Source organism: Pseudomonas sp. 05N431 (assembly GCF_056397005.1).
The window spans coordinates 104,139-120,339 of sequence record NZ_JBFTMN010000014.1 but is presented as its reverse complement, the minus strand read 5'-3'; the positions used below and the strand labels follow the sequence as shown (position 1 = coordinate 120,339).

At 57.3% G+C, this 16,201-nt stretch carries 17 protein-coding genes, 1 tRNA gene and 2 pseudogenes; 8 read left to right on the top strand and 12 right to left on the bottom strand.

Annotation, left to right across the window (positions count from 1 at the left end):
- Window positions 1-5: 5 nt before the first annotated feature.
- The 3 genes from AC1DIG_RS22265 to AC1DIG_RS22255 form a co-directional block, all read right to left on the bottom strand.
- Window positions 6-464 (bottom strand): hypothetical protein, encoded by a 459-nt coding sequence (locus AC1DIG_RS22265; RefSeq protein WP_477769042.1) that lies wholly within the window; start codon window positions 462-464, stop codon window positions 6-8.
- Between the two features lie 183 nt (window positions 465-647).
- The gene (locus AC1DIG_RS22260; protein WP_477769041.1) at window positions 648-1,328 is read right to left on the bottom strand and encodes a DUF3313 domain-containing protein; all 681 of its coding nucleotides are present in this window, start codon (window positions 1,326-1,328) and stop codon (window positions 648-650) included.
- Window positions 1,329-1,519: 191 nt separating this feature from the next.
- Window positions 1,520-2,224 (bottom strand): phytanoyl-CoA dioxygenase family protein, encoded by a 705-nt coding sequence (locus AC1DIG_RS22255; RefSeq protein WP_477769040.1) that lies wholly within the window; start codon window positions 2,222-2,224, stop codon window positions 1,520-1,522.
- A gap of 245 nt (window positions 2,225-2,469) precedes the next feature.
- Here AC1DIG_RS22255 and AC1DIG_RS22250 point away from each other — a divergent pair, with 245 nt between their 5' ends.
- Window positions 2,470-3,912, top strand: a complete 1,443-nt coding sequence (locus AC1DIG_RS22250) for a GGDEF domain-containing protein (RefSeq protein ID WP_477769039.1) — start codon at window positions 2,470-2,472, stop codon at window positions 3,910-3,912.
- 314 nt (window positions 3,913-4,226) lie between these two features.
- On the opposite strand, the pseudogene AC1DIG_RS22245 reads toward AC1DIG_RS22250, so the two are convergent.
- Window positions 4,227-4,667: pseudogene (locus AC1DIG_RS22245) on the bottom strand (SOS response-associated peptidase family protein); the annotation flags it as partial.
- A gap of 68 nt (window positions 4,668-4,735) precedes the next feature.
- On the opposite strand from AC1DIG_RS22245, the pseudogene AC1DIG_RS22240 reads away from it, so the two are divergent.
- Window positions 4,736-4,843: pseudogene (locus tag AC1DIG_RS22240) on the top strand (lysis protein); the annotation flags it as partial.
- Here AC1DIG_RS22240 and AC1DIG_RS22235 read toward each other — a convergent pair.
- The 3 genes from AC1DIG_RS22235 to AC1DIG_RS22225 all read right to left on the bottom strand — a co-directional run bounded on the left by AC1DIG_RS22235 (window position 4,833) and on the right by AC1DIG_RS22225 (window position 7,727).
- A complete protein-coding gene (locus tag AC1DIG_RS22235; RefSeq protein WP_477769038.1) occupies window positions 4,833-5,852 on the bottom strand; it encodes an acyltransferase family protein in 1,020 nt (339 codons plus the stop codon). The pseudogene AC1DIG_RS22240 and the gene AC1DIG_RS22235 overlap by 11 nt on opposite strands.
- A gap of 124 nt (window positions 5,853-5,976) precedes the next feature.
- Window positions 5,977-6,345, bottom strand: a complete 369-nt coding sequence (locus tag AC1DIG_RS22230; RefSeq protein WP_477769037.1) for a hypothetical protein — start codon at window positions 6,343-6,345, stop codon at window positions 5,977-5,979.
- A gap of 449 nt (window positions 6,346-6,794) precedes the next feature.
- Entirely contained in the window at window positions 6,795-7,727 is a 933-nt protein-coding gene (locus AC1DIG_RS22225) for a LysR family transcriptional regulator (protein ID WP_477769036.1), read from the bottom strand.
- 83 nt (window positions 7,728-7,810) lie between these two features.
- Here AC1DIG_RS22225 and AC1DIG_RS22220 point away from each other — a divergent pair, with 83 nt between their 5' ends.
- The 4 genes from AC1DIG_RS22220 to AC1DIG_RS22205 all read left to right on the top strand — a co-directional run bounded on the left by AC1DIG_RS22220 (window position 7,811) and on the right by AC1DIG_RS22205 (window position 10,160).
- A complete protein-coding gene (locus AC1DIG_RS22220; RefSeq protein WP_477769035.1) occupies window positions 7,811-8,821 on the top strand; it encodes a zinc-binding alcohol dehydrogenase family protein in 1,011 nt (336 codons plus the stop codon).
- A gap of 82 nt (window positions 8,822-8,903) precedes the next feature.
- Window positions 8,904-9,347: a GlcG/HbpS family heme-binding protein gene (locus tag AC1DIG_RS22215; RefSeq protein ID WP_477769034.1), complete on the top strand. Its 444-nt coding sequence runs from the start codon at window positions 8,904-8,906 to the stop codon at window positions 9,345-9,347.
- Between the two features lie 43 nt (window positions 9,348-9,390).
- Window positions 9,391-9,792, top strand: a complete 402-nt coding sequence (locus AC1DIG_RS22210; RefSeq protein ID WP_477769064.1) for a nuclear transport factor 2 family protein — start codon at window positions 9,391-9,393, stop codon at window positions 9,790-9,792.
- Between the two features lie 104 nt (window positions 9,793-9,896).
- Complete coding sequence (locus tag AC1DIG_RS22205; protein ID WP_477769033.1) at window positions 9,897-10,160, top strand: VOC family protein; 264 nt, start codon at window positions 9,897-9,899, stop codon at window positions 10,158-10,160.
- A gap of 305 nt (window positions 10,161-10,465) precedes the next feature.
- Here AC1DIG_RS22205 and AC1DIG_RS22200 read toward each other — a convergent pair.
- Window positions 10,466-10,553, bottom strand: a tRNA-Ser gene (locus tag AC1DIG_RS22200).
- 124 nt (window positions 10,554-10,677) lie between these two features.
- Between AC1DIG_RS22200 and AC1DIG_RS22195 the strand changes: the two genes are divergently transcribed.
- Complete coding sequence (locus AC1DIG_RS22195) at window positions 10,678-11,349, top strand: Bax inhibitor-1/YccA family protein (protein WP_054596977.1); 672 nt, start codon at window positions 10,678-10,680, stop codon at window positions 11,347-11,349.
- 64 nt (window positions 11,350-11,413) lie between these two features.
- Here AC1DIG_RS22195 and AC1DIG_RS22190 read toward each other — a convergent pair whose 3' ends face one another.
- Together AC1DIG_RS22190 and AC1DIG_RS22185 are read right to left on the bottom strand one after the other, a co-directional pair.
- Window positions 11,414-11,743: a YceK/YidQ family lipoprotein gene (locus AC1DIG_RS22190; RefSeq protein WP_103317930.1), complete on the bottom strand. Its 330-nt coding sequence runs from the start codon at window positions 11,741-11,743 to the stop codon at window positions 11,414-11,416.
- 57 nt (window positions 11,744-11,800) lie between these two features.
- A complete protein-coding gene (locus AC1DIG_RS22185) occupies window positions 11,801-12,238 on the bottom strand; it encodes an Lrp/AsnC family transcriptional regulator (protein ID WP_019690796.1) in 438 nt (145 codons plus the stop codon).
- 133 nt (window positions 12,239-12,371) lie between these two features.
- Here AC1DIG_RS22185 and AC1DIG_RS22180 point away from each other — a divergent pair, with 133 nt between their 5' ends.
- Window positions 12,372-13,265 carry a DMT family transporter gene (locus tag AC1DIG_RS22180; RefSeq protein ID WP_477769032.1) on the top strand — a complete coding sequence of 298 codons (894 nt, stop codon included), beginning with the start codon at window positions 12,372-12,374 and terminating at the stop codon, window positions 13,263-13,265.
- Window positions 13,266-13,272: 7 nt separating this feature from the next.
- Here AC1DIG_RS22180 and AC1DIG_RS22175 read toward each other — a convergent pair whose 3' ends face one another.
- A complete protein-coding gene (locus AC1DIG_RS22175) occupies window positions 13,273-14,352 on the bottom strand; it encodes an FUSC family protein (protein WP_477769031.1) in 1,080 nt (359 codons plus the stop codon).
- A 30-nt stretch (window positions 14,353-14,382) separates the two neighbouring features.
- Window positions 14,383-16,008 (bottom strand): NADP-dependent glyceraldehyde-3-phosphate dehydrogenase, encoded by a 1,626-nt coding sequence (locus AC1DIG_RS22170; protein ID WP_477769030.1) that lies wholly within the window; start codon window positions 16,006-16,008, stop codon window positions 14,383-14,385.
- Window positions 16,009-16,201: the final 193 nt, after the last annotated feature.

Sequence of the window (16,201 nt, the reverse complement as noted above, 5' to 3'; positions counted from 1 at the left end):
TGTGCCTACTGATCTTGTTTGGTGCTCGAAGTAGCAGCGTTACTCAAGCCCTTTGCATTGTGATCGCCAGGAGTGGTGGTTGAGATCGCTGTGGCCTTTGTAAGTCCGTGTGTGGTTTTGGAGTGTGCGATCCCTGAAGTGGCCGCACCATGACCTTTGCTGGCATGGCGAATACTCCCGGTGTGCTTGCCACTGACTCCATGATCCCTGATGGCTTTACCGTCATGATCACTTTCCTGGCCTTCGCGAAGGCCTTCACTACGGCCTTCGCTATGGCCATTGCTGTCAGCGTCAGCAGAATGACCTACTCCCTGGCCACCGGCGCCGCTACTGCTGCCGTGACCTGCACTGTTACCGCCACCACCACTTTTTGCATAGGCAGAGGACATTGGGAGTAAAGGCGCTGCAGCCAGCATCATTACGCATGTCATCAAAGCTACGAAATTCGTCTTCTTTAAATGCATGATGGCTTCCATCGATCAGAGTGGGTTTGCATGAATTAGGACGCATGGTATGCGTCCATAGTTCTCAGGCTTCAGACAGACGGTGCGCTCTGTTGACCCAGTATCAGGTTCGCCTCGCTGACGTCGATGGTTTCTGACGCCGCTTTTGGCCTGATATCACGAAACTGGAAGCTGGCTGACACTTCATTGCCTTTCGATGAATGCTTGTATATCGCTATCCAGTTTTTTGATTGCCGCTTTGAAATCGTTGGCGGTAACTGGCTGGCTTGCATTTTTCAATTGCTCACCGAAGACTTTTCGCACCACTTTGGCCACGGTCCGGCCATTGTTTGCGTCGATCATCTCGGCCTCAATGTACAACTCGGTCTCTTGATTACGGTGGCCGGTGGCCGCCTGAGTCGCACCTATCGCGGCCGCAACCGGAACCACTTCATACCATTTCATACCTTCGTTGGATGCGCTGACCCCGGTAATCGCGGCGCGTACGACCAGGACTCGCGAACCGGCAGGGGCCGACTGAACATTGGGTACCACACGGTACTTTTGGCCCAGTGCGCTCTTGGCATTGTTCGTCATGTAGTTTTGCAACTGGTCCAGCGTCTGACGGTTGACCCGTTCATTGGGCTGTGGTGCCGGGTACAGTTCCAATCGCTTGAAGGCCACGGTGTCATAAGTGTTCGGGTTCCAGGACGGGGTCACCCAACGCATGGCCTTTTCACCGCTGGGTGTAGTGACTTCCTGCAAGTTGTTGTAGTCGGGAAGAAACCCTGAGTACTGTTCCTTCTCCGTGACTCTTGAAGTGCATCCGCCGAGCAGCAGGCTGCTCAAGGCAACGCCGACAAGCAATTTTCTGGACAGACTCATACTGTTTACTCCATGGATTAAGACGTTCTATACCGCATCGAGTTGACGGCAGTGACAGGCTATAGGGCTAATACCTGCACACTGGATTCCTTATGAGGCGGCCTGCATAGAGTGCCCTGAGTCCTTTGCTGGAATATGTCCCGCTTATTGCTGTGCAGTAGAAATGTTACCCAATTGAAATATAGGGCTGGCTAGCATTCCAGCTTCGCTTTGTTCGCATGAGCCCCGAAGGAAAAATCCGAGGGATCGAATCGATCGCTCGTGTCCATCCGGATACTTCGCAGGCTCACTGTTTCCAGGTGTGAGGCGTATAGGGGCTCTGAAAAATAACTCATCAGGATAGAGCGACGGCGTGCACCGGTTGAGTTCAGACTGCCCGCATGCACTAAGTCGACATCAAACACCAGGATGTCACCCGCGGAGCCTGAAAGCTGCACAGACCGGGATTCGTCATTGAAGTCGAATGGCGGCTCTCCCTTCTGAGGGCGATGGCTGCCGGGGACGATACGTGTCGCGCCGTTCTCGGGGCCATAATCGTCGAAATAAGCCAGGGCGTTCACAATGTCGCCTGGCCGTTGGGCCGACAAGTCGCGGTGCAGCTGCTGATGACCGCCACCTGCAAGCGGTTCGCGACCTTCCACCTGCGAGAGGAAGAACCGTTCTCCGATCAACTCACCCACCACCGCCAGCACGTCCGGCAGACGACACACCGCCTGAACCTTCGAGTCAGAGTCCAACAGCGAATGGCGCCAATCCATGCCGCGCGGCACCGGCCATTGGTCCGCCGGCTTCACGCCCGTATCGAACACGGCACGAAGGTCACGCAGCCACTCGGCCGGGATCGCTCGACGGAGCAGCGCATAGCCATCTCGATGGAGTTGTTCGTGGTCAGTCATAAATTCCTCAATTCCCTTGCCACCAACGCGTCTTGTAGAGCGCCCCGGAGCTAGACCACAACATTGGGCAATAATCGGCCAGTGGTTAAGCCTGGCTATTGCGAGTCTAGTAAGCAGAGCGAACGGTGTTTGCCATAGTGAAAGTGATCTCCCCTTGGTCCGGGCTTCACATTTGTATTTCACTGGGAGTAAGAACAGAATGCGCGCGGTATGGCAAATCAACTGTGGATCACAGCAGAGCAGCAATGGAAAAAATCAGCCGAAGAAGTGCAAAGGGGCCAGTCAAGGAGCCAATGCATGACACCTGCTCCCCTGCAACGCGCAATGCCACGCCGAAGCAGCGGCGACTGACATTCAACCTCGCGCTGTTATTCGTTTTCGTCACCATTGCTTTGGCCCCGTTTGCCAAGACCCAACTACCAAAGTTCCAGGCCTTTTTCCCCTCGTATCAAACGGCGGTCATCCTTTCATATCTGGTTACCGGCTATTTGATGAAAGGGCTGTACGATGCCACACGTACAAAATCGCTTTTGCATCTGAGTGCAGGGAGTTTCTTCACGGCCGGAATCCTGGTTTTGCAGCTCTTGGCGTTTCCCGGAGCCTTTGTGGAAAACGGGCCGCTGATTGGGGGATCGCAAACCTTAATTTGGCTGTGGTTCTTCTGGCATGCCGGGCCCGCGCTGGGCATCCTGCTTTTTGCCTACGGTGAACTGCGCAATCCAGGGGAAACCACCACTGAGCACAGCATCGCGCTGTTCAAGACTTTTGCGATCACGGCAGTTATGTTTTTTGCGACCGCACTACTCGTCACCGTATTCCATGATGCCTTACCGCTAATGGACGTTAATGGAGACTTCAGCAGGATCAACAGTACCGGGGTGGCACCAGGGTTAGAGGTCTTGCTGCTGATTTCTCTCGTGGCTTTGTGGTTGGTCGGCGGCTTCAAGAAGGTCTTGCATGTTTGGCTTGGTTTGGCGCTGGTTGCGCTGCTGTGTGACAACGCTATCACCATGCTCGGTACAACGAGGCTGTCTGTCGGCTGGTATGTCGGTCGTACTGGTGCACTTATCTCGGCTTTCATCGTCCCGCTTCTCTACCTCCAGGAGGTCAAGCTGGCGTATGTTCGCGCTACGGGGGCCGTGGAAAAGCTCACTGAGGAGAATGCGGATCTCACGGTTCAAGTTGACAGAAGCCGCTATGATCCGCTGACGAGTCTCCCAGGCCGAGCCTTGTTCATGGCGCGAGCGGCAGCACTGCTGTCTGCGAGCGTTGCAGGTCGAACCGGGTTCGCAACCCTGTTCATCGACCTGGATGGGTTCAAGGAGGTCAATGACAAGTTTGGTCACGATCGCGGCAATGAGGTATTGAGGCGAGTCGCCGAGATCCTGCAATCGGAGTTACGCGATACCGATGTGGCCGGGCGATTGGGCGGTGATGAATTCGTCGCCTGTCTTGATGCACCCGCAGATATGTCCTTGGTCATCGCCAATAAGATCGCACAACGCCTCGTGGACAAGATCCGCCTTATTGGGCAGGGGATCGGAGCCAGCGTCGGCATTAGCATCTCACGCGACAGCGTTGATCTGGCCTTGAACGAAGCCGATGAAGCGATGTACGAGTCAAAGAAGAGTGGCAAGAATCGCAGCACGGTATACCGGACCAAACCGACATTGGCATTCACTGTATGAAAGCAATGAGTGATGAGGGGCGCCGGTTCCTGACAATTGGCGTGAGGCGCGACAGTTAATTTGCCGACTCAAACGAATGTGAAAAGCCCAGCCCTCGTCCTGGGCTTTTTCGTTTCTGGTGTCCCGTCCTGAATAAGGTTTATACCTTCTGACTTCTTTACAGGAGGGGGCAATGGATAGCTGCGTGCCAAGCGTATGTGAAAGAGATAAGCGCAGATAAGTAGGAGAGGGTGTCGCTGATCGAGCGCCGGCAGCGGACCGGGTATGAGTGGGAGATGCAGGTATCGATAGATTCGTGCCGGTAAGGCCCATCAGCCGCCACGCTTGCCGGGACCTTCATCGCTGTCGGGAAACTGTCCGATAGAAGCGCACAGAATCGGCGAGCCGTCGCGGTGCTGGATGAGGTAGGGCTGTTTCTTGGGCCCACCTTCATCGACCCACTCAATCCAATTGTCGATGGGGGTGATGGCGCGGTGTGGCCAGATCTCCCGGAAGAAGGCACCGTGCGCGACATTTTCAGCCCTGGCATTGATCGGTGCAGCGCGGTCTTTCGCCCAGTGCGGGCGCCATCCCCAGCGCTCCCGGTCGGCGTGCAGGGTGTCGCCTTCGAGGTGGAGCAGGGCGACCTGAGTCGACGGCGCGACGTTGTAGCGCTCGAGCGGTTGGTCGCCGACGGTGTTGACCAGAGCATTGGGCATGCTCAGCGCCGCAACGAAGTCGTGGATTCCTCTGTACTGGGAAAGTCTTCCGCACATTGGCAAAGTCCTCCGACACCTGTGCCAGCGCCGTGGTTCATGAAGGAGCGCTCCACTGACGTGCACAGGCGCTTGCTCAGCGAGTTATCGGAATCACCAACATCGGCGACCAAGGATTGATAGCGCTAGCGGCGTGTCAATCCTATGTGTTTGAAGTTTCTAAGTTCAGGCGGTAGGGGTAACCGGAATACTGGTTTTCACTTTCGTCCTCGTGAGGCTCGAGAGAGGTCTCTCGATGAGGGTAAAACTTGCGCAAGAAACTATGCCGATCGCAATTACAATTAGCGTCAACGTGGTCCAGTCATCAAGATTGAAAGTTTGCTGAATTTTGAGCATGACGCACATGACAAGTACGTGACAGAGGTAGGTTGAGTAGGACCAATCCCCCAATTTCCCCATTAATCCAATACGCGAAAAATAGCGCTCTTGTGATACGGCAGCGATCAGAATAGCCGCGCACGGTAAGCCTGACTGGAAGGGGTCATGGTTGACTGCTCCATGTCTAATGATTTGCCATAGTGCGACGACCGTCATTAATGCCGCAATCACTGTAGGTGTTTTTTGAATCAAGCCTTTTTGGTATGCGTACGCAATAAATATGCCGAACAGAAATTCATAGACTATTTTATTGGTAAAAAAAGCTAGATCTCCACCTAGTTTTGGAAGCACTGTGCGAAGCAAAAGAACGCCTGCCACGATGGTCAAAATCCTAAAGCTTTTAGGAAGGTAAAGGCTGAGAAAGAAGATTGCATAAAATGCCATCTCGTAATTTAAAGTCCAGCCAACAGTAATGATAGGGAAAAATCCAATGCCTGAAGGATTTTGTGCGGGGATGAATAGCAGGCTTTTTATCAGAAACATAGGTTCGTATAACGTTAAAGCTACAACCCCAGGTGCATAAATTAGGACTGCCGCGGTGATCAGCGTGAAAAGCCAATAAGCAGGAGCGATTCTCGCGATTCTATGTAATGCGAAGACCTTGGGTGTTTGATTTTTCCCAGAGGCAGACAAGTATATGACAAATCCACTTATCACAAAAAACAGGTCAACGCCAATAGCGCCATATTTAAATAGTGCGACTGAAATGGGGTCGGTAAGCTCAAACTTATGCATGATTTGCATGTAATGGTGAAATACAACAAGCCATGCAGCCAAAGCTCTTAGTGTTTGTATTGAATTGAGCATCACTTGAGTCGTCTGTAAAAAAAGTGAGTATACCCAAACCTCAGTGTCATAGTGAAATCATGGATCCTTATGCACGGGAAAAGTCTTCCGCACTTTGGCGGGTCCACCGGTGGATCCAGCAAATTTAGTTGCCTGGGAGGCGGGTATACGGTTCGACTCCTGTGAATTCGACAATTTTGGCGTAGAGCTCGCTGATCACCCTGTCCTTCGCGGCCAGCTGCCAATTGCTCTTGATCTCGATTGAGGTCTTATCCCGGTTGGCGTCTGATAGCTCGGCTTGTGTGCGACTCAGCTCCGTTCTGAGACGGTCACGCTCATTGGACACGTCTGCATGCATTTGCACCGGGCCGAAAATGCCCTCACGGGCTTTGCGCAGTTGCAGGGTCAGCTCCTGGACTTCATTTTCCAGCATGCGGTTGTAGTGGGGGACGGTTTCCAATTCGGTTGGGCATCCAAGCCAGTCGGTGGTGTCTTCGATGTCGAGGGGATCCACGGTAGGCGCCTTTACTGTGTACTGTTTGGATATACAGTAATCGAGACGTGATGGTCGGGCGAGGGTGGGGCGACGAGCTGTAGGACTTGGAGGATATACGGTCGGCAGGACGCCGGAGGTGGGGTAAAAACAGCGTTAGTTCTGGAACGCTTCCATAATAGTTATGGAACACATCCCCGGAAGGGCTTTTGAGCCCAAACCCCAGAAACTGATTCATTCACATGCCAGGGCAAGCCTTTTCAGGCTGGAACCGGCTAATGCATGCCTAAGAATTTGCGGGGCAGGACACTAGCCCCAAACCGCAGATAATGCCGCGGTTCGCGCCGCCGCTCGGGCTCGATGCGAGCAAACTTCAACGATCGGCCGTGCTACGTCCGACCTGGCGAGTTTCGGGGCCACGACCATTCCAAAGGCGCTGCGTGATCAACTCGGACTGCCGAGCGCCTTCTTCAGTGCTCCGTGTTTGATAGCTGGAGTTCAGCAAAGCGCCCAGCGATGAAGTCCACGAGCGCGCGAACGCGATTGGGGACGAAGCGCCCGCTAGGTAAGAGAGCATGCAACGGATACGGATCGGTCTCCCATTCGGTCAGTAGCCGCACCAGATTGCCGCTTTGCAGATCACGCCGTTGTTCGATCTCCGTCATGAAGATGATCCCGGCTCCCGAAACGGCCCATTCGCGTGCCAGCGAGGCGTCATCCAGGACCCGGTCGCCACTGACCCTTACCGTGGTCCATTGGCCGTTCTGACCGAGGCGCCACGAGCTGAACGTGCGCCCGCCGCGAATGAATGAGATGCAGTTGTGGTCCACCAGGTCTGTTGGCATACGTGGCGTGCCGTGACGACTCAAATAGTCGGGAGAAGCGCTGAGGACGGGGTGCGCAAGCGAAAGTGGACGGGCCACGAGGCGAGAGTCGCTCAACTCACCGTACCGAATAGCCAGGTCCACCTCGTCTCGTAGCACGTCGAGAACGCGGTCGCCAACATTGAGCACCAGTTTCACCCCGGGGTGAAGGCGCAAGAACTCATCAAACATTGGCATTAGCACGGTCCGAGCAAGGTCCGACGGTGCCGAGACACGCACGGTGCCTACCAGTGCGCCGCGTTCGGCATCGAGCTGCGACACCCCCTCTGCAAGCAGCTCGAACGCGCGCTGGGCGTACTCCAGAAGGATTTGACCTGTCGGCGTAAGCCGCATTGCACGGGTGGAGCGCTCGAAGAGCCGCGTGCCCAGCTGAGCCTCGAGCCGCTTTAGCGTTGCGCTGGCCGCCGCTGGCGTGATGCCGAGTACCCGAGCAGCTGCAGTCAATGACCCTCCGCTGACCGTGTGCAGCAGCACCTGGAGGTCGTTCACATTTTCAATTCTGGTTTGAAAGTGAAACATCGGAAAGCCCTATTATCAAGTAAAGGGATTCTACCTATATTGCTTTCCATCGACATCACTTAACCTCTGGAAGGAAAAGTGCCATGAAAGCAGTTGGTTATCAAAAGAACCTTCCCATCAACGCGCCCAAAGCGCTCGAGGACGTGGAACTGCCCGCGCCGGTGCCCGGTGCGCGTGACCTGCTGGTGCGCGTGCACGCGGTCTCGGTCAATCCGGTCGACACCAAGGTGCGCGCCGGTAGCGCGCCGGCCGCCGGCGAAGTCAAGGTGCTCGGCTGGGACGCAGTCGGCGTGGTCGAGGCCGTCGGCGCGCAGGCCACCGGCTTTGCGGTCGGTGACCGCGTCTGGTACGCCGGCTCGGTCAAGCGCCCGGGCGCCAACAGCGAGCTGCATGCGGTGGACGCGCGCATCGTCTCCAAGGCGCCCAAGTCGCTTTCGGATGCGCAAGCCGCGGCGCTGCCGCTGACGGCTATCACCGCGTGGGAGCTGCTGTTCGATCGGCTGCGCATTGCCCAAGGCGGTGGCGAAGGGCAGACACTGATGGTCGTGGGCGGCGCAGGCGGCGTGGGCTCGATCCTGATCCAGCTGGCCCGGCAGCTGACCAAGCTGCGCGTGATCGCCACGGCGTCGCGTCCGGAGTCGCGTGAATGGTGCCTGGAGCTGGGCGCGCACGCGGTCATCGATCACTCCAAGCCGCTGTCGCAGGCGCTGCGCTCGGCCGGCGTCGAGCAAGTCGACTACGTGGCCTCGCTCACGCAGACCGGCACGCACTACCAAGAGATCATCCAAAGCCTGAAGCCGCAGGGTGCGCTGGCCGTCATCGACGACATGGAAGGGCTGGATCCGATCGCGCTCAAGAGCAAGTCGCTGTCGCTGCACTGGGAGCTGATGTTCACGCGCTCGATGTTCGAGACGCCTGACATGCAAGAGCAGGGCGTTCTGCTGGGACGCGTGGCTGACCTGGTCGACTCCGGCCGCGTCAAGACGACCGCCAACGCCGTCTTCGGCCGTATCAGCGCGGAAAACCTGACCCGCGCGCATGCGCTGATCGAAAGCGGCAAGGCCGTGGGCAAGATCGTGCTCGAAGGCTTCTGATTTCGAGCGCACCTCATACAAGCAGCCAGGTTCACAACTTCAATTTTTCACCCCCGTTAACTTCATCTCAAGGACACTCATCATGGCTCAAAGCAACGCTATTCAAGTTCAAATCAAGGCTTCCATCACGCGCAACAGCGCGCTGGCGCTGGCCGTCGCTGCGCGCGACGCGGCCACCAAGATCGGCCTGAATCTGGCCATTGCGGTGACCGACGAAGGCGGCCACCTGATCGCCTTCGAGCGCGCCGACGCCACACCGTTCCTGGCCGCCGAAGTGGCCATCAACAAGGCTTGGACTGCCGCCTCCTTCGGGCTGGACACGATGATCTGGAACCAGGTCGTCGCTCAGCCGGCCACGGCTCCGCTGGCCAATCATCCACGCGTCATGCCGGTGGGCGGCGGTGTTCCCATCGTGGTGGGCGGTCGTCTGGTCGGTGGCATCGGCATCTCTGGTGGCAACGCCCAGCAAGACCACGACGTGGCTGTTGCTGCGCTCAAGGCCGCGGGGTTCGAGGTCGCCAAGTGAACGCCACCATCTCTCGCGCATCGCCGGTGTCGTGTTGGCTGCGGTGGCACAGGCGGCCTCGACGGCGGGCAGGGCGGCCGCTGATGTTGATGTCTCTTCTGCCGCGGTTGACCTCTATGCGCGGATGAATGCACGGGATCTGGCTGGCGTCCTTCGCTACATCTGCGCTGCCGGATTCACCGAGATCGGCCCGTCGGTACCTTCGGTTCACGTCCTGAAGCCGGCGGCGTTTGAGGCGCTGTTCCATTCGGATGCGGTGATCAAGCTCCGCGCCGAAGACGTCAACGTCCAACGCTTCGGTAGCACTGCGATCGTAACGGGCGTACGTGTTGGCTCGGTAGGTCCGAAGGACAAGCCGTCTACTGAGCTTCAGGCGCCGTTCACGATGGTTTGGACCAGCGACAACGGTAGCTGGCAGCTGCGACACATCCATCTGTATTACTGAGGCAGTGGGGCGATGTGGCAACACATTGCTATACCGTAAAGAGAAGCGCCCCCCTCAAGCGGGGTGGCCCTTCTTACATTAAGGAATGACTAGGATTTTCTGAAGTGCGATTCAAAGGAGCGAAGCTTGCGATTACGTCTGAGCACCTGATCAAGTTTTTCAATGTCGGAGCTGCCACTGCGGCTGCAAATCAATCGGCCGTCCTGGAGCTTGAAGTGGAGGACGTTGACGTGGTGTTTGAACGGATGAATGCGTGCGGGACAACCATCGTGATGCCGACGACGTTGATGCCATGGGGCAATCGCTCGCTCTTGCTGCGTGACCCGGATGGGAATCTCGTCAACATATTTTCTCGACCCAAGCGTTGAGGAAACCCGCCGTCACGGCCGCCCGTCGCTTCATGTTCGTTCATCGCGAACGGCCGCTTCAGGAAAACACCAGCGTCTCTTGCGGGGCGATTTCGGCCGGTTACGACAGGCAGCTATTGGCCGACAGCAGCCTGTTGAAGACAGCCCCATCCATCTGCGTGTCGAGGTCGAACCAGTGATGTCGGAAGGGTAGGGTTGCGGAAATGACCGAAAAGATGCGGAAACAATCAGGAAAGGACGAGCTAAAAATCGCAGACGCCAGAAACGACAAAGCCCTGAAAAATCAGGGCTTTGCTGTACAAATATGGCGGAGGCGATGGGATTCGAACTCATGGACCTGTTACAGTCGACGGTTTTCAAGACCGTTGCCTTAAACCACTCGGCCACACCTCCGTATTGCGTTGCGGGCGCCATAATACCTGAATGAAACACACTGTCAAACTCTCTGCATAGCTTGTTACAGAGCGTCTGTTATGATCTTTGCGACTGAACGTTTCAAACCAACAGGAGTGTCGCCATGCGCGAACAGGATTACGCAGTTAATAACAGCGTGCAGGCTGAGCAGCTAGAGGTTAGCCGCGTCCTGCGCAACACTTACGGCTTACTGGCCCTTACGCTCGCATTCAGCGGTGTGATGGCGTTCGTCGCTCAGCAGATGCGTGTCGGCTACCCGAACGTGTTCGTGGTGCTGATCGGCTTCTACGGGCTTTTCTTCCTGACCAACAAGCTCCGTGACTCGGCCTGGGGCCTGGTGTCGGCGTTTGCCCTGACCGGTTTCATGGGGTTCCTGCTGGGCCCGATTCTCAACCGTTACCTGGGCATGCAAGGCGGCGCTGAAGTGGTCAGCTCGGCTTTCGCGATGACCGCACTGGTATTTGGTGGTCTGTCGGCCTATGTGCTGATCACCCGCAAGGACATGAGCTTCCTCGGTGGTTTCATCACCGCTGGTTTCTTCGTCCTGCTGGGCGCGACGCTGGCGGGCATGTTCTTCAAGATCAGCGGTCTGCAACTGGCGATCAGCGCGGGCTTCGTGCTGTTTTCTTCGGTCTGCATTCTGTTCCAGACCAGCGCCATCATTCATGGCGGCGAGCGTAACTACATCATGGCGACCATCAGCCTGTATGTATCGATCTACAACCTGTTCGTCAGCTTGTTGCAGCTGTTCGGCATCATGGGCCGCGATGACTGATCGCCAGCCTTGAGCAAAAAACCCGCTACGGCGGGTTTTTTGTTGTCTGGAATTCGGGCAGGGCTCACTCGGTGACGATGATGCTGCCATCGGCCTGTTGCCGGTAAATGGTGTAGGGCAGCAACACAGTGTCGAGAGCACCGGAAATAACGGCGTCTATCAAGACGATAATCGTGGCGTTGTCGTATTTTTGCGCGTCAACGCCTGAGCGCAGGGGGGCATACAGTGTGCAGAAATCGTAGGTCACGCCGCTGTAGATTCGAGGGACGGCGCCGCAGTAGCTTTTCTGTTCCTTGAGGCTCTTTATGGCCGCATCGTCGTGGCGCACCACTGTCTGAATGGTGCCGCACCCCGCGAGCATCAATGCTGCCAATAACATTGCCTGAGCTTTCATACCGCCAATCCTTCGCCGGAAAACCCTCAATCTACGTGGTTCGAAACAAAACAGCACTCACGCCATCGGCGGCAACCGCCGCTTCACCGGGGTCTTCTTGACGATTGCAGTATTGGTTTCGGCATAGCTGTTGAGGCGGTCGAGCAGGGTGTCCAGCTGTTCCATCGAACGCACGTGCAGGCGCGCGATGAAGCAGTCATCGCCGGTGACCTTGTCGCATTCGGTGAACTCGGGAATGGCCTGGATCTGCCGTTCGACGTTTTGCAATTGGCCGGGCAGCGGGCGAATACGCACGATGGCCTGCAGTTGATAACCGAAGCATTTGGGATCGATGTCGACGGTATAACCCTTGAGCACGCCACGCTCTTCAAGTCGGCGCAGGCGCTCGGCGACGCTGGGTGATGACAGGCCGCTGATCTGTGCCAGGGCCTTGAGCGAGCGTCGGGAGTCCTCCATGAGGGCTGCGATCAGCAGTTGGTCAATGTCGTCAGTCATACAACCCCCGATTAGGCAAATGCTGGAATCTGCCTTGATAAAAAAGGTGAACTGGCAGTTTAGCCTGCATTTGACGCTGGAGCAGCACGACGCTGGATTGGCATACTTTGGGCTCATATCGAGGAGCCTGATCATGGATACAACACTGCGCCGTGGTTCGCTGGAAATGACCGCCGCCATGCTTATTTCCGGGACCATCGGATGGTTCGTGCTGGTTTCGGGCCAGCCCGTGCTGGACGTGGTGTTCTGGCGCTGTGTGTTCGGCGCTGCAACCTTGCTGCTGATTTGCGCAGTGTTCGGCTTTCTGCGCCCGGGCATTCTGACCCGCACCACGTTCCTGCTGGCGGTTCTCAGCGGGGTCGCGATTGTCGGTAACTGGGTGTTGTTATTTGCCTCTTATTCCCGGGCCTCGATTGCCATTGGCACGGCGGTCTACAACGTGCAACCGTTCATGCTGGTTGGGCTGGCGGCGCTGTTTCTAGGCGAGAAAATCACTGCGCAAAAGCTGTTCTGGCTTGGGGTTTCATTTCTCGGGATGCTGGCGATCGTCAGTGCCCATGGCGAGCAGGGTGCAGGAGGCGGTGAATACTTGCTGGGGATTGCACTGGCCTTGGGCGCTGCGCTGCTTTATGCCTTTGCCGCGCTGATCATCAAACGCCTGACCGGCACACCGCCGCATTTGATCGCGTTGATTCAGGTCTGCACCGGCGTGCTGTTGCTTGCGCCCTGGGCGAATTTTTCTGCGTTGCCGCAACAACCCGGTGCCTGGGCCAGTTTGCTGACACTGGGCATTGTGCACACCGGCGTGATGTATGTGCTGCTGTACGGCGCGATTCAGAAACTGCCGACGGCACTGACCGGTGCACTGTCGTTTATCTACCCGATTGCGGCGATTTTCGTTGACTGGTTCGCCTTCGGCCATCGCCTCGAACTGCTGCAGTGGATCGGTGTGGTCGCGATTCTGCTGGCCGCTGCCGGTATGCAACAAGGTTGGGGCAACGGCGTTCGTAAAGTCGCGACGCAGTGATCGACGTTCAGATTTTCCAACGGGGCGCAGTCTTTACCAAGCGCTGGCGCATGTCATTCAGGTTGGCGGTCAGTTGTCGGGTCAGTAGTCGGTAACCGTCCAGCGCGCTGTAGACCGGGGTGCCCATGGAGGTCTGCGGTGCGGCTTCATCGGTCTCACTCTCCAGGCGTTGTGTCGTACCGGATTGCAGCGCTCGGGCCATGCCAATCAGTAACACGCGAACCTGCCGGTGCTCGGCTTTCAGCGCCAGTTGCATTTGTGCCATGGCCTGTTCGTCGCTTGCTTCGGGGCGGGTGTTGGCGAGGATTTCCAGAGTGCTGATGCACATCCGCAGGTTGCGCTGTAGCGCGTCGAGTTCGGTCATGGATATTCGCACTTCCTTGGACACTGAAGGCATCAGCGAGCGCAGTTGCACCATCATCCCATTGAGACGGCTGAGCATCTTCAGGTAGTGGTCATCGGTGACCGATTGGCCGCTGATGATCCGGCTGTAAATGCTCGCGCAGTCGCGCAAGGCACTGGCGAGTTTGTAGCGCCAGGAGTAGACCGCGTACAGCGGCAGTGCAAAGGAAAAGGCCAGGGCCAGGACGATACCGATGAGGATATCGACTGTGCGCCAGAGCCCGTCAGTTACCGGGTTGTCGCCGTGTCCGGCGACGATGAATACAGTGATGGCTGACAACAGCGCGGTGTAGCCACCCTTGCCAATCGCGTGATAAGAGAAAAAGCCGCAGACCACCGACATGCCGAAGTAAGTCAGCCACGGCATGCCGAGCCAGGCCTGCTGCGCCACCAGCAGCAAACCCACGCCAGCACCGATCAGCGTGCCATACGCGCGCTCGGCAGCTTTTTTGCCGATATTGCCGTGGTGCTGCAAACCACCGATCACCACCAACATGGTCACCGACGCCCATTCACCATGGGGCAGGTGGATCCCGGTGGTCAGCACAATGGTCGCCAACAGCCCCAGCGAAACCCGAACGGCGTGGATCAGTTTGGCGTTGCGATAGCGCCGGTACGGGTCCAGAAGCGGACGCAGCAACCGGCGCAGCAACGCTGGCAATCGGGATGATCGAAGGGCTGTCATCGGGTTCGCAGGGTGTCCTCGGTGTGCGTTCTAGAAAATATAGTCGGTGGTCAGGAAACTCGACTCCCGTCCGCGGATGATGTCGCTGATCAGTTCCTTGTTGCTCTCCTGGAACTTGGTCGCCACCAGCGTGCGGATCGAGAAAGTCCGCAACGCGTCGTGCACCGACAGCGTTCCTTCGGCCGAGTTCTTGCGCCCGTTGAACGGGAAGGTGTCCGGGCCGCGCTGGCACTGGGCGTTGATGTTGATCCGCCCGACCTGATTGGCAAAGATATCCACCAGCCGTCCAACCTCGGCGGGGTTGGTGCCGAACAGGCTCAGCTGCTGGCCAAAGTCCGACTCGAGGACGTAGTCGATCACCGTGTCCAGGTCACGATAAGGGACGATCGGCACCACCGGGCCGAACTGCTCTTCATGATAGACGCGCATGTCGGTGGTCACCGGGTACAGCACCGCAGGATAGAAGAACGAACCGCGTGCCTGGCCGCCATTGTCGTTCACCACCTTGGCGCCTTTTCTCACGGCATCGTCCACCAGCCCATGCAGGTAATCGACCTTGCCCGACTCTGGCAGTGGCGTCAGAGACACACCGCTTTCCCACGGCATGCCGGGTTTGAGAGAGGCCAGCTTGTGGTTGAATTTCTCGATGAAACGGTCGACCACCTGCTCGTGAACGAAGAGGATTTTCAGCGCAGTGCAGCGCTGGCCATTGAACGATAGCGAGCCGGTGACGGCTTCGTTGACCGCATTGTCCAGATCCACCTCGGGCAGCACGATGCCGGGGTTCTTCGCATCCAGCCCTAACGCTGCGCGCAAGCGGTGTGGTTTCGGGTGAAGTTTCTTCAGGTCGCTGGCGGCCTTGTTGGTGCCGATGAAGGCAAAGATGTCGATCTTGCCGCTGGCCATCAGCGCGCTGACGGTCTCGCGGCCGCTGCCGTAGATCACGTTGATCACCCCGGCCGGGAAGCTGTCGCGAAACGCTTCCAGCAACGGACGAATCAGCAGGACACCGAGCTTGGCCGGTTTGAACACCACGGTGTTGCCCATGATCAGCGCCGGAATCAGCGTGGTGAAGGTCTCGTTCAGCGGGTAGTTGTAAGGCCCCATGCACAGGGCGACGCCGAGTGGCACGCGGCGGATCTGGCCGAGTGTGTCCTGTTCCAGTTCAAATCGGCTGGAGCGACGGTCGAGTTCCTTGAGGGCGTTGATGGTGTCGACGATGTAATCGCAGGTGCGGTCGAACTCTTTTTCCGAGTCCTTGAGGTTCTTGCCGATCTCCCACATCAGCAGCTTGACCACCGCCTCGCGCTGTTCGCGCATGCGGGCGAGGAACACTTCGACATGCTGAATCCGCTCGGCCACCCGCATCGTTGGCCAGTTGCCCTGACCACGATCATAGGCACGGACGGCGGCGTCGAGAGCGGTCAGCGCGGTGTCGGCGTCGAGCAGTGGCGTGCTGCCGAGAATGACTTGCTCATCGCCATTTTCGCCGGTCAGGTAGACCGGGCTGCGGACGATGGCCAGAGGGCCGTTCCAGATTTTCAGGACGCCATCGACAAGGTATTCGCGTTGCTCGGTCTGCCCGTCGAGACGGTATTGCTCCGGGATGTCGCGGGCGCTCGGGAACAGGTTGCCAAGGATGTTTTCTGTGCTCATGTCGCTACCCCGTCTGGATTGGGTGATGCGGATAAGGTTTTATCGCCAGACACTGCCATGAGGTCAAGACCTGTCAGCCGTGTCTTTTTCATGGATGATGGCCAGTGGCTACAAATCATCCTTGTTGCTGCCTTGGGCTCGGCGTAGGATGCGCGCCCTCATCAGCATAGCTGAATCGTTTTACCAGATTGCA